Origin of the sequence: Shewanella phaeophyticola (assembly GCF_025398315.1) — a bacterium.
Classification (GTDB): domain Bacteria; phylum Pseudomonadota; class Gammaproteobacteria; order Enterobacterales; family Shewanellaceae; genus Shewanella; species Shewanella phaeophyticola.
The window spans coordinates 1,157,619-1,171,822 of sequence record NZ_JAODOQ010000001.1 but is presented as its reverse complement, the minus strand read 5'-3'; the positions used below and the strand labels follow the sequence as shown (position 1 = coordinate 1,171,822).

Genomic DNA, 14,204 nt, shown 5'->3' with positions numbered 1-14,204 from the left:
TCCACCACTTAGCTACAACCTCAATCTCTAGAGGTTAAAATACTGGGAGCGTTCGTGTCGCAATCAACTATCGAAACCTTATTAAAACAACTAGCAAGCGTATTGTTAGGCAAGCCAGAGCAAATTAAACTGGCGGTAACCTGTATTCTTGCAAAAGGTCATTTACTGATTGAAGACTTGCCAGGTATGGGTAAAACCAGCTTGTCTCAAGGCATTGCCAGTAGCTTAGGCATGAGTTACCAACGTATTCAATTTACCAGCGACATGCTGCCGGCCGACATTCTTGGGGTGTCTATTTACAGCAAAGAGCAACAACAGTTTGTGTTTCATAAAGGCCAGTATTTAACCAAATGCTGCTTGCAGATGAAATTAACCGTGCCAGCCCAAAAACCCAAAGCGCGCTGCTTGAAGCTATGGCCGAGCAACAAATCACTATTGATGGTATCACCCATCATTTAAGCTCACCTTTTTTTGTGATTGCCACTCAAAACCCATTAGATCAAGCCGGTACTTTCCCGCTGCCAGAATCACAGCTTGACCGCTTTATGATGCGTATTTCAATTGGTTACCCTAATCATGAAGCCGAATTGGCCATGCTAAAAACCCACACACAAGCCACTAAACAAGCAGCGCAGGCTCAATGCATCACACCACAAGAATTGTTATTGCTACAGCAACAAGTAGCGCAAGTGTCAGCGTCTGATGCGGTACTGAATTACCTTATTGCCTTAGTTGATTATTCGCGCCAGCACGATGTGGCCAGTGGTTTATCGCCAAGAGTACAGTATTGCACTGTTGCAAGCTGCAAAAGCATGGGCGTTTATTCACCAGCGCCAATATGTAGTACCCGAAGACATTCAAGCGGTATTTGCTTCAGTTGCAGAGCATCGCATTCGCAGTAGTAGCCAGTTCCAGGGTCAGGCGCTGTCTGACACTATTCTGGCCAGTGTTAACCCCATTCGCTAACGCTAAGGGTTTACAATTAACATGAGCAAACATAACGCCAACAAAGCTCAGTCAGGTTATAGCAAACCGTCGTGGCTGCAACGCCTTATCCCCGCGTCAATGACAAAACGCTGGGATCGTTGGCTCACTCGGCGTTTACCGCCTCAAAAGCACATCACCTTAAGCCACCGCAGTATTTTTATTTTACCCAGCGGCTTTGGTTTATTTTGGATGGGGCTGATTGTGTTGCTCTACTTGTTTGGCACAAACTACCAAAACAACTTAGTGATAGGCTTAAGCTTATTATTAGCCAGTGTGTTTCACACCTGCATTATTTACAGTTACAAAAATCTTGCAGGGCTCAGTTTTAATGCCGTCAATCCGCCAATAGCCTATGCCGGCGACGACAGCCCATTTCCGATCATGCTTACCGGTCACACAAGCAATAAACACAGTGACACTTCCCATCAACAAATCTGTTTACAGTTTAAACATCAGCGCCATGTGCGCTTAAAACACATGGAACAACAATCCGTGGCTGCGGTGCCATTTGAACATCCAAAACGTGGCCACTTAACTCCCGGACGTATTAAAGTGTCATCCAATTTTCCATTAGGCTTGTGCCGTGCATGGTCATATGTCGACCTTGATATTCATCATGTAATATTTGCCAAACCCGAAGCCTGTGACATTGTGCTCTCTAGCCAATTGAGTGACAGCGACAGCCAACATGAACACGGAAAATTACGCCCAGGTGTCGATGATTACAAAGGCTTGCGCGCTTATGTTCCGGGAGAATCACTTAAACAAGTCGCGTGGAAACAATGGGCGCAAGACAAAGGCATGTTGTCAAAAGAGTTTGCCGAGCCAGAAGGCTTACCCGTCTGGCTTTCGTTAGCCCAAACCAGTGGTAAAGATCTTGAACAGCAGCTCAGTCGCCTTGCCTGGCAAGTCGATAAACTCAGCCAAACCCAGCAAATTTTTGGTTTAATACTTGGAAACACTGTCATCAACCAACACACTGGTGAAGCACATCGCATTGCCTGTCAAACGGCAATAGCAACCTACCAAGCCTATGGTAGTATCAACCCCGACTTTACTCCAAGCTCGGCCAATCTCGATGTAGAGGCGACATAATGAAAGATAATTTTGACGCCATCATCAGCCGTAATACCCTATTTTGGTTATTAGTCACCAATGTGGCCGTATTAAGCCCACTTTATCAACAAGCCACACTGTGGAGCATCGGCATCTGTGCTATTTGCTTTGTCTGGCGAGTCGGAATATACCTAGGTAAAGTGGCCGCACCGCCTAAGATGTTAGTCACATCATTAGCCATTGGTGCTGCTGTCACCCTCGCCTTAGTGTCATCCGAAATCGGCTTACTTAACGCATTAGTCAATTTACTGATTTTAGGCTATGCCCTTAAATACATCGAAATGCGCGAGCAACGAGATGTTAAAGCCATTGTATTGGTTGGGTACTTTTTGATTGCGCTTACCTTGCTCGACCAGCAAGGCATGCTCAACACCTTGCATTTATTTACGGTGGTTATCATTAACACCGGTATTTTAATCAGCGTCTATCAAGATAAATCTAATAAGTTCGCCAATTTTGGCTTTAGCATTAAATTAGTCTTACAAAGTCTACCATTAGCTATTTTATTGTTTGTGGTGTTTCCACGCCTTGATCCTTTATGGCTAGTGCCTAATATGAAATCGGCTACCACTGGTTTATCTGATGAAGTGTCTTTTGGCGACATCAGTAAATTGACTCGCTCAGCAGAGCTGGCTTTTCGAGCAGGCTTTGAAAATTTTGACGGCAGTACCACAGGCTCTGCAAACCAAGATTTATATTGGCGCACCTTGGTCATGGAAAACTACGACGGCAAAACATGGCGGCAGGGCCCGAGCATTAAAAATTTACAACGTCAGGCGTTTTTTCAAAAACCACAACGCGATAAAGCCATACTGACAGGCCAAAGCCGTAAAGTGGATTACATCGTCATTAGCGAACCCAGTCACCAAAAATGGTTATATGGCCTCGACGAAGCCTTTAGTGACAACAGCCAAGTAGTTGAGCTGCCTGACTATAGCTTGTATTCGCTTAGACCTGTCGATCAACGTATGAGCTATCGCGTAACCTCATACCCAGACAGCGTCATGGAACCAACGTTAAAAGACAATACCAAAAAATTAAATTTGGCCTTACCACCCAACAGTAATCTTAAAACCCAAGCTTTAGCGAAGAAATTTGCGCAAGATTATCCCGAGCCACAAGTGCGTTTAAACGCCATGATGAATTACTTTGCCGAGCAAGCTTATTATTATACTTTGAGCCCACCGCCGGTTGGCGAGCAGCAAATTGATGATTTTTTATTTGAAAATCGCGCTGGATTTTGTGCACATTACGCCTCTGCAATGGTGTTTATGGCCGTGCGAGTGGTCTACCTGCGCGTATGGTGACCGGTTATCAAGGCGGCGAATACAACTCACAAGCCGGTTACTACAGCGTTTATCAATACATGGCCTATGCATGGACCGAAGTGTGGCTAGAAGGCAAAGGCTGGCAACGATTTGACCCCACAGCCATGATTGCACCGCAACGAATTTTAGATGGCTTTGACGCCACATTTGACAGCCAAACCAGCTACCTGCAAGACAGTCCATTTAGCACCTTAAGAATGAAGCAATACCCCTGGCTTAACGAATTACGCCAGCAACTCTCTAGCCTCGATTACTATTGGAGCGTGTGGGTGTTAGGGTTTGATGAAGAGCGCAAACAACAAGTGTTATCAAAACTATTAGGGGATGTCACCAGCAGTAAGATTGCTTTAATGATGATTTTTAGCTTTATCATCATTGCTTTAGTGATTGGTTACTATGCCGGATTATTTAGTCAAAACGCCCAACAAGATCCGCTGAACAAACGTTATCAGTTAGTGTGTCAGCGTTTAGCTAAACGAGGTATCGCACGCCCACAAGGCCAAGCGCCACAAGATTACGCTAACGATGTAGTGGCACGTCTCAGTGACAAACATCCACGTTTAGCGGCCGACTTTAACGCACTCAGTCAGGCCTTTATGGCACTCAAATATCAACCGTTGACGCCAGAGCAAAGCCTGCAACAACAGCAACAATTTATGCGCTTATACCGCAAATTACGCCTACGTTTATTGCGCAGTTAATCCTCTGCACTGGTTAAATAAAACAGTGCATATTAGTTCAGCAAGTAATATACGATTACACAGTTTTGATTGCTGAAATTCTCTAGAGTTCATAGAATGAATTAATGTCAAATCAGCGAGTTGCTCATGCTTACCTTAATTCAATCAAATCAAATGGAAGTGTTATCACAGCAGCTAGCCAAATTGCTGGCGATTAGCTCCGATAACCTGAATGTATTGAGCGGTGAACATATTCTGGTGCAAAGTCCCGGTATGTCGACCTGGTTACGGTTAGAAGTGGCCAAGCACAATGGTATTGCGGCGGCGTTAACCTTTCCGCTGCCATCGAGTTTTACCTGGCAGTTATGCCATGATTTACTGCCCAACGTACCAAAAGATAACGCATTTACTAAAGCGGCAATGACCTGGAAACTAATGGATTTATTGCCAAGTTTGCTAGACAACAGCGACTTTAGCCCATTAAAGCAATATTTAAGCCCGCAGCTCACCCCAGATAGTAATCAACCCGACGCGTTAGTCATCGATCTCGAAGCGACAAGTAGCGTCGAAGGGGCCAGCCACACACTGCAAACAAACGACACCGCCCACGAGGCGATTAAGTTATTTCAATTATGTGGTCGCATTGCCGATATATTTGACCAATATTTGGTTTATCGCCCAGAGTGGATTCTCGCCTGGGAGCAAAACATTCCGCTCAGCCAAATCAATACCCAGCTTGAACTCGATGACAATCAACGCTGGCAACCTATTTTGTGGCGCGCACTGGTCGATTACAATCGCCACCAGCTACAAGCTAGCCATTATCATCGCGCTAATTTACACGCCGATTTGCTGGCAGCATTGATAAACCCCGCCACAGATTTATCCATGCTGCCCGAACGCTTATATGTATTTGGTATTTCATCCATGCCACCACAAACCCTTGAGGTGCTTTACCATTTAGCCTCAAGAATAGACGTGATCATGTTATCCCTAAGCCCGTGTCAGCATTATTGGGGCGACATAATTGAGCCCAAAGCCAGAGCGCGCATGGCACTGCAATATGCCAACAAAAAACAACTCGATCAGGGCTGGGAAGACAAGCTAGAAGTGGGTAATCCATTACTGGCAAATAACGGTCAGATGAGCCGCGAATTGCTGGATTTAATGCTCAGTTTACCGCCCGAGCACACCGACTTTGGTTACGATTGTTATGTTGAACCCACACCAGACAACCTATTGCATGGCGTACAGTACGACATTTTACAAATGGAAACCCTCGGGCAACCATTAGGGCCAGATGCTGATATTTACCAGGACTTAGGCGCCAGACGAGAACTGCACATTAACGACAATTCTATTACGCTGCGCAGTTGTCACAGTGCCTTAAGAGAAGTCGAAACCCTACACGACCATTTGCTTGAGTTGTTGTCTAGTGACAGCAGTTTACGCCCTAAAGATATTGTGGTGATGATGCCAGATGTCGCGGCATATGCGCCATTTATCGACGCCGTATTTGGCACAGCAAACAGCCAATATTTTGCCGACACGAATCCACAAAAAGGCGACTACTACCTACCTTATGCCATTGCAGATCGCGGCGCAGCACAAGAGTCACCTCTGATTAATAGCTTTTTAACCCTGCTTAATATCAACCAAAGCCGCTTTGGCTTAACTGAAATTATCAGTATTTTAGAAGTGCCGGCTATTTTACGCCGTTTCGATCTTGATGATGACGAACTGTCGCTTATTCGCCGTTGGTTAGATCAAGCCAATGTTCGTTGAGGCCGCGATCAAGATACACGCAGCCAATTAGGTGTGGCACCCTTCGCACAAAACTCATGAGCCTTTGGCATTAAACGCTTAATCTTAGGTTATGCATTTAACGATCAGGCTGAGATATATCAGGGTACGTTAACCGTACAAGGCGTTGAGGGTCAGTCGTCGCAAGCATTAGGTAAACTGCTTAACTTTTTAGAAACTATCGACACCTACTACAGCTTATTTGCCGGCGACTTTAACACCCAACAACGTTTGGCCCAATTACAGCAATTATTGGCCGACTGTTACGACGCCAATGATGACGAACGCGAGCAAATCCAAGCGATACGTGACGCTTTAGTTGCGTTAGAAACAGAGCTTGAAAGTGCAGGACACCAAGGCCAGGTCAATATTGAAGTCTTAAAGCAATGGTTTAATCAACGCCTTACCGAGTCTCGTGTTGGCCAACGCTATCTTGCCGGCAGCATTAACTTTTGTACCTTGATGCCAATGCGCTCAATTCCATTTAATGTTGTATGCTTATTAGGTATGAACGATGGCGTATACCCCCGAGTTCAGCACCCTGTCGGTTTTGATTTAATGGCTCACTTTGGCTCTAAAAAAGGTGACCGATCGCGCCGTTTAGACGACAGATACTTATTTTTAGAAGCACTCTTATCCGCCAGACAACAACTGTACATCAGCTATATTGGCCACAGCGAGCGCGACAATGCTGAACGGATTGCTTCAATGCTAGTGTCAGAATTAATTGAATATTGCCAATTAAGTTACTTGCCATCAACACTTAAACATCAACTTGAAAAGAGCCATGAGGTCAGCAATGATGAGGCCGACAACCTAGTATTACAACAACTGATCCAAGCACAACCATTACAGCCATTTGATGCTAATTTATTTAGTCGCAACCGCAATAACATCTCACTACAGCAAAGCTATAATTCACAGTGGTGTCCACCTGCTAAACAAGGAATGATTAGTATGCCATTTTTTAATCAACCATTGCCCTTATCAGCCGAACAGGCTGACGAAGTGTTTGCTCATAGTCATATTGATAGCCAAGGCATTAAAGTGGTCGAATTGGAGCTGTCATCGCTAATCCGCTTTTATCGAAACCCAGCTCAGTTCTTTTTTAATCGCAGTTTAAAAGTGGATTTATCATTAGATATTCAAGCAGATGACAACGATGAGCCATTTAGCCTCAATGCATTAGAGCGCTTTATATTGCAATTATCGATGATAGATAACGCCATCGACAATAAACTGAGCGTACCAAACGAGGCACTTATCAATCGCCTTAAAGCCAGCGGAGAGCTGCCCATGGCACCGTTTGATAATATCTTGTTAGCGCAATATCAACGCGACATCGTGCCATTAATTAACCGAGTGCAGTTTTTACAAGACGAGCAGCCCATGCATACAGTGAATGTCGATCTTAATTTTGACTTAAATCTCGAGTCAGACACTGAAGAGAACGCCTCAAAAATTCGGGTTAATTTGGTTGGCCGTATAGACGATATCTTACCAAAAGGCCTCGTTAATTATCGCCCAGGCACCGCACACGGACGCGACTTTATTAGAGTGTATTTACGTCATTTATGCCTCAATGCCATGGCTGATCAAGCTTCGCCAACAGCGCAACATAAAGCCAAACAAGGCTACAGTTACTTGCTCGACATTGGTCATTTTCATGCTTTTGCCCCCATCACTACCGAGCAAGCCCGCGAACAACTGATGCGCTTTATTGTGTGCTTTATTCAGAGCCAGCGCCAACCACTGTGCTTTATGCCTAAAACCGCCTTTGCCTATGCCGAAGCGGAAGGTGAGCACGAAGATAAACTGCTTAAAACTGAAGCGAAATGGGACGATGGTCAAACCCGATTTGGCGAAGCCTTTGACCCGCACAATCAGCGTTTATTTAACTTCCCCGATGATTTTAGCCAGGAAGGTTTTGGCCAACTGGTCGAGCATTTATTACAACCCATGATAAGTCTGTATCACAAAGATAAACTGGCAGAGCTTGAAGGCTTTGTCAGTGAAATAACCACCCCTAATGCGCCAAAATCAGCTGATGTAGTCAGTATTACCCGTTCGACCACGGGATCGAAACAATGAAGCAAGCCAGCAGCGACAATAAAGTCACCCCGTTAGACGCATTAACCCTGCCCTTTGCAGGCTCCAGTTTAATTGAGGCCAGCGCCGGTACCGGTAAAACCTATACGATATCGGGTTTGTATTTACGTTTATTACTCGGCCATGGCGCCAATGCACCACTGAGCTGTGAACAAATTTTGGTAGTGACCTTTACCAATGCCGCAACCGAAGAACTGCGCGACCGGATCCGTAAACGTATCAACTTGGCATTTAAACGTTTTTTAGGCTTGCCCATTGACGATCCGTTTATTGAGCAGTTATACCAAGACATTACAGAAGATGAGCGCCCTATCGCGCTGCGCCGCCTAGATTTAGCTTTAAAATCGTTAGACGAAGCCGCCATATTTACCATTCATGGTTTTTGTCAGCGTATTTTATCCGACATGGCTTTTGAATCCTCACTCCTGTTTGAGTCAGAATTCACCCTTGATGACAGCGAATTTTTACATCATGCCGTGCGTGATTTTTGGCGTGAAGTCTGTTATCCGTTGCCGCCCTTTTTAGCCGAAGCCATTAGCGATAAATTTGCCGAACCCGATGCGCTGGCACAAAATTTACGCCCGTTACTTGGTGCCAGTCAGTGCTCAATTGTCAAACCAGCCACTGGCATTTGATAAACTCAGCTCAGAGTTAAGCATAAGCCTAAATCGTTTTAATTTATTATGGCGAGGCAAACACAACGACACCTTAGCATTACTGCATAAACTGCCCCTCAATGGCCAACGCTTTGGTAAAGCAAGCGATGGTTACCCCAAGCTTGCCAAGGTGTTTGACGACATCAGTAACTGGGCAACATTCGGCCAGGGATTACCGCCAATTAAAGCCTTAGAACAAATTGCCTTATCAGAGCTTAAACTCAATAAAGGCGGAGTGCTACCCAGCGCAGCTGAAGCCCCCTTGCTTGAACATATCGACAAGTTACTTGAGCTCATTAATCAGTTAATTCCATCATTTTTAGTGCGCGCTCGTGAAGGGATCCGCCAACGTTTTGCTGGGCAAAAGCAGCAACGCAACTTAATGACGCCCGATGATTTACTACTCAGTTTAGCCATGGCATTAAGCCAAAATCCGCACACTTTAGGCCAGGCGATCGCCAAGCGATTTCCAGTAGCATTAATTGATGAGTTCCAAGATACCGATCCGCTGCAATTTACTATTTTTAACCAGGTCTACCAGCAGCCACTGGCCTCCCAACTTGAACTTGTTGCAGAGAACAGCCCTGAGCCAATTGAAACAAACAGCCCTGAGCCAATTGAAACAAACAGCCCTGAGCAGGTTGAAGCAAACGGCCAGCAAACAGGCAAGCTCAGTTTGTTAATGATTGGCGACCCTAAACAAGCCATTTATGCCTTCTCGCGGCGCCGATATTTACACCTACATTGCGACTCGCCAACAAACACAAGCGCACTATAATCTAGAGACAAACTATCGCTCATCCACCAAGTTAGTCGACGGCGTCAATCAATTATTTAGCCAGCACAGCAATCCGTTTATTAGTGATGAAATTCCTTATGACCAAGTCAATACGCCACCCACTTCGGCTCATAAACGGTTAACAGAAGCCAATACAGACCCAAGCGCATTACGGATTAAATTACTCGCCGAAGACAGTGAACTTGGCTTAAATAAAGCCACTGCCCGACAGATACTTGCCGCCGACGCCGCCAGTGAAATAAAACGTTTATTAACCGAATCGCAGCAAGGGTTATGCACTATAAACAACAAAGGCAACACAGAGGGTGAACCGCTCATTGCGAAACACATTGCTGTGTTGGTGCGCGATCGCAACGAAGCCGCGGTGATGAAAGCTGAGTTGTCAGCCCGTAAAATTGGTGCGGTATTTTTAAGTCGCGACAGTGTGTTTAACACTCTAGAAGCACGTGAAATGGCGCTGTTGTTGTATGCCCTCGCCACCCCAAAAGATGAGCGAGCCATCCGTGCCGCCCTCGCCACCGAGTTAGTGGGCTACAGTGCATTACAAATTCATCAATTTAATCAGGATGAAGAACAGCGCCAACAAGTGCTCAATCAATTTATTCACTGGCACGAGCTATGGTTAACACGCGGCGTGATGCCAGCGCTGCTTAACTTTGCCAGCGAAACCCAATTAATTCATCGATATCTGTCGCAAGCTGAGCAGATTAAAAGCGAACACATTAACGATATTAACGACAGTGACAAGGCGGCAAACAGTAAAGGTTCGGGCGAGCGTCGCCTTACCGACTTTAGGCATTTAGCCGAATTACTGCAGCAAAAAGCCACCGAGCTTGATGGCAGTAGCGCCTTAATTAATTGGTATGAGCAACAGCTTATCAGCACCCAAAGCGGCGATGAGCAACAGCTGCGCCTAGAGAGTGAACAAAACTTGGTGCAAATTGTGACAATTCACAAAAGTAAGGGGCTTGAATACCCTGTGTGTTTTGTGCCATTTATTAGCCTCGCCAGAAACAACAGCCGACGCCCGTCACCGATGTTGTATCACCAAAATGAGCAATTAGTGTGGGACATAGACGCTACAGATGAAGGTTGGGAGCTGCTTAAACAAGAAACCCTCGCCGAAGATTTACGTTTATTGTACGTTGCATTAACCCGGCCTATTTATGTGTGTTATTTATACATTGCCAATCAAAGTCGCAAGCTCAAAGCGGGCATCAGCAGCCAACTGCACGAAACCGGAATTGGCTATTTATTGGGGATTGTCGATAAGCACACCGAGTTTAATTTAATCAAAGCGCAGGTCGACAAAATCGCCACTATTGATGCTATTAGCGTAAGCCAAATTACCGATACCATCGACACATCAGCACTAACCAGCACTGATAACAACGATGTGCATTTAAGCGCTAAAGCGCTTACACGTAAGCCAAGTTTAGGCTGGCGAGTCGGCAGTTACTCAGGCCTAGTGAAACATTTGCCCCATGAGCGCGTCGCCCCAGGTGCCGATGATGAAGACTTTAGTGATGAACTGCTGCAATTGCAGTTACAAGATGACGAACTCCTTGAGCCACAACTTGACCGCTTTAGCTTTGAGCGAGGCGCTAACGCCGGTAGCTTTATGCACTTAGTGTTAGAGCTATTTGATTTTACCCAAGCAGACACTGAACTTGCCGGCGCGTTGCAAAAAGCCATGAAGCAATATGGTTTTGATGAAACATTATGGTTTGAACCGTTAAGCCTGTGGTATCAACATATTTTAGCGACACCGTTAGCCAAGCATCAATCAATTCACCATGACTCAGACGCGATTAACCTAATGCAATTGCCGTCCAAACAAACCAGTGTCGAAATGGAGTTTTATCTGCCTATCTCCACCTTACAAGCGCAGCAGTTAAACCACATATTACAGCAACACGGCTATGTCGCCGGGCTCGACTTTGACACCTTGCAAGGCATGCTAAAAGGCTTTATCGATTTAACCTTTGAGCACCAGTAGCCGCTATTACATTGCCGATTATAAGTCTAACCATCTTGGCGACAAGTTTAGCGACTATAGCGAAAGCGCCATGGCACAAGCCATTAATAGCCACCGCTATAACTTGCAGTACATCTTGTATACCCTGGCATTACATCGTTATTTACGCTTACGCTTACCCGGCTATGATTACCAGCAACACCTGGGCGGCTGCTATTACTTATTTTTACGCGGCATGAGCCCAGAACACCCCGGTAGTGGCGTATTTTTTGACAAACCACCACAAGCGTTAATTGAGCAACTCGACAGCCTATTTAATGGCGATGCAACTCACGCTGTTATGGAGACGCCAACATGCTAATGCTCAGTCTGCCTATCGATTTATTGCTTAAACAATGGCAACAACAGCGCTTATTAACTCCGCTTGACCGCCATTTTGCTCTTGAACTTGCCAGTATTGAATCTATGTCAACACAGGTATCGGCTGACACTTCTGTGCAAAACACAGCGGCTAATACTGAAAACGTGCAACAGCCATTACAGCCAGATAACAGTTCAACATCGCTGTTTCTGTTAGTGTGCGCGTTATTAAGCCAACAACTGTCTAATCAGCACAGTTGTTTGGTTATTGAGCAAATTAATTTAGCCAACCCGATGGCAGAAGACAGCCACAAATATGCACACATTAACTGCCAAATCAGCCTAAACCATAGCCAATTGATTGAACAAATCAGTCAGTTTGACGCTGTCGGTTTACCCGGTGACAATAAGCCATTAATTTTAGAGTATGGCCGTTTATATCTTAATAAATACCACTTTTTTGAAACCCAAGTCGCTAATAAACTGACCCAGCTTGCCAGCCAGCAAATCGATATTGATTTAAGCCAAAGCCAATTGCCACAGCTTATCGACAACTTATTTCCCAATAAACAAACAGATAATTCTGCCATTATAGATTGGCAAAAAATCGCCACTGCCACCGCGCTCATCAACGCATTAGCGGTGATCACTGGCGGCTCGGGTACCGGTAAAACCACCACGGTAACCAAGTTATTATTATTGCTACTTACCCAATCGAATTTAACCATTCGCCTAGTCGCGCCCACAGGTAAAGCAGCTGCACGCTTAAGTGAATCGATTAAAGCCTCAAAGCAGCGTTTGCACAAAGAACTAACCCAATTAGCTGATCAAAGCATTGCTGCTGTGTTGATTGAAGCGCTCACTAACATCCCAGAAGAAGCTTCAACGTTGCATAGACTCTTAGGGGTTATACCTAACTCGCACCAATTTAGGCATCATCAAGACAATCCATTACGGCTCGACTTATTAGTGGTCGACGAAGCCTCAATGGTCGACCTACCCATGATGCACAAACTGCTCAGCGCCTTACCCGCTCATGGCAGATTGATTTTACTGGGAGATCAAGACCAGCTCGCCTCCGTTGAAGCAGGCGCTGTATTAGCCGACATTTGCATTGGTTTAAAGCATGGGCAAGATAATATGCCATCACCATGGTCAATGCGTTACAGCCAGGCTACCAAGCGCTGCAAATTGGTCAACTAACAGGTCAAGATGTAAGTCAGTTTATTCACCCACAACCGAAAATCGGCGACAGCTTATGCATGTTAATGCACAGTCATCGTTTTAAAGGTGATGCCGGCATTGGCTTGCTCGCAAATGCTGTCAATCAGGCTAACGTGACTGCTATCCGTCAGGTGTGGCGCCAACAACACGCCGAGCTGAATTGGTATGAACACCAACAAAATGCCCAGGGTGAAAACGTGGGTAAACAGCAATTACTGTGGTTATCGGTACAGGCTTATGGAGAATATTTACAGCAAGTTAACGCCAATCAACAGGCGATTTTGGCATACTCTCAGCGACAAACTGACCCAGAGACAGAATCCCATGAGCCAATTGTGTTACCACACAGTGAACAAGCCATTATCGACAGCTTTAACCAATACCGTATTTTATGCGCCATGCGTGCCGGTGAATTTGGCGTTGAAGGCATCAACATTGCGGTGACTGAAAGCCTAAAACAAGCTCGATTAATCCATGTTCAAGGTGAGTTTTACCTTGGCAGACCCATCATTATTCAAAGTAACGATTACAACCTAGGCTTATTCAATGGCGACATTGGCTTAATTTTACAAGACCGCAATAAACCAGAGCGCTTAATGGCGCATTTTGTGATGGCTGATGGCAGCTTATTAAAAGTATTGCCCGCCAGATTACCAAGCCACCAAACCTGCTACGCCATGACAGTACACAAAAGCCAGGGCAGCGAATTTGATAAAGTCAGCTTTGTGCTGCCCACACGCCCGAGCATCGCCCAATGGCAGTTACTCACCAAAGAACTGGTATACACCGCCATCACCCGCGCCAAAAACCATTTTTATTGCCTAGGCAGCGCAAACATATTTGAAAAAGCCAGCCAGCAAGCCACCTCACGCGCATCGGGCTTGGCCTGGAGATTGTGGGGGTAATGTCAGTTGAGCATAACGCACAGAGATTAGCAGGATAATGATTTATCGATTTTGAGTGGGTATACCGATCTAATTAAGGCACGCTTATCTACTTGAAGTAATGTCACTAAATTTATCTTCGCAAATAAGTCTTCCAACTTTGTTTACTAAAGTCATCAATCCATATTTAATGGCTTGATGACTGATATTTTTGATTTGGTCGTATTACATTTTAACGAGAAGACACTGTAAAGTTACTCGAGACATCACACTTAAAATC

At 45.2% G+C, this 14,204-nt stretch carries 2 protein-coding genes and 5 pseudogenes; all 7 read left to right on the top strand.

The window, feature by feature from the left end; all coding sequences use genetic code 11:
• Positions 1–186: 186 nt before the first annotated feature.
• Positions 187–491 (top strand): annotated as a pseudogene (locus N4T56_RS05490) (AAA family ATPase); the annotation flags it as partial.
• A gap of 262 nt (positions 492–753) precedes the next feature.
• The gene (locus N4T56_RS22690; RefSeq protein WP_390904015.1) at positions 754–966 is read left to right on the top strand and encodes a hypothetical protein; all 213 of its coding nucleotides are present in this window, start codon (positions 754–756) and stop codon (positions 964–966) included.
• A 21-nt stretch (positions 967–987) separates the two neighbouring features.
• A complete protein-coding gene (locus N4T56_RS05475) occupies positions 988–2,082 on the top strand; it encodes a DUF58 domain-containing protein (protein ID WP_261732504.1) in 1,095 nt (364 codons plus the stop codon).
• Positions 2,082–4,132, top strand: a pseudogene (locus N4T56_RS05470) (transglutaminase TgpA family protein). Before N4T56_RS05475 ends, N4T56_RS05470 begins: the two are co-directional and overlap by 1 nt.
• A 126-nt stretch (positions 4,133–4,258) precedes the next feature.
• A pseudogene (gene recC, locus N4T56_RS05465) lies at positions 4,259–8,005 on the top strand (exodeoxyribonuclease V subunit gamma).
• Positions 8,002–11,817: pseudogene (locus tag N4T56_RS05460) on the top strand (UvrD-helicase domain-containing protein). The pseudogenes recC and N4T56_RS05460 overlap by 4 nt, the downstream one beginning before the upstream one ends.
• Positions 11,811–13,945, top strand: a pseudogene (recD, locus tag N4T56_RS05455) (exodeoxyribonuclease V subunit alpha). Before N4T56_RS05460 ends, recD begins: the two co-directional pseudogenes overlap by 7 nt.
• Positions 13,946–14,204 lie beyond the last annotated feature (259 nt).